This is a genomic window from Cellulomonas sp. P4_H12 (assembly GCF_056400905.1).
In genome coordinates this window covers 1-623 of sequence record NZ_JBFUKJ010000098.1, presented here as the reverse complement: position 1 = coordinate 623, position 623 = coordinate 1, and the positions used below count along the sequence as shown (strand labels likewise).

Below are 623 nucleotides of genomic sequence, written 5' to 3'. Positions count from 1 at the left end.
CGGACATCCACTTCCAGCCGCGCTACATCTTCGCGGCCATCGACGCCGGCTGCGCCGCGGTGCGGGTGAACCCCGGCAACATCAAGGAGTTCGACGGCCGGGTCGCGGAGGTCGCGAAGGCGGCGGGCGACGCGGGCATCCCGATCCGCATCGGCGTCAACGCCGGCTCGCTGGACCCGCGGCTGATGGCCAAGTACGGCAAGGCCACGCCGGAGGCGCTGGTCGAGTCCGCGCTGTGGGAGGCCGGCCTGTTCGAGGAGCACGGCTTCGGTGACATCAAGATCTCCGTCAAGCACAACGACCCGGTGGTCATGGTCGAGGCGTACCGCCAGCTGGCCGCCAAGTGCGACTACCCGCTGCACCTCGGGGTGACCGAGGCGGGTCCGGCGTTCCAGGGCACCATCAAGTCCGCGGTCGCCTTCGGGGCACTGCTGTCCGAGGGCATCGGCGACACCATTCGCGTCTCGCTCTCCGCGCCGCCCGCCGAGGAGATCAAGGTCGGCACCCAGATCCTCCAGTCGCTGAACCTGCGGCCGCGCAAGCTCGAGATCGTCTCCTGCCCGTCCTGCGGGCGGGCGCAGGTGGACGTCTACACCCTCGCCGACGAGGTGACGGCCGGGCTC

General features: G+C 70.5%; 1 protein-coding gene. It reads left to right on the top strand.

Features of this window, described 5'->3' with window-relative positions:
- On the top strand, positions 1-623 hold a 623-nt coding region (locus AC1DQC_RS19955; protein ID WP_477052967.1), incomplete at both ends, for a flavodoxin-dependent (E)-4-hydroxy-3-methylbut-2-enyl-diphosphate synthase.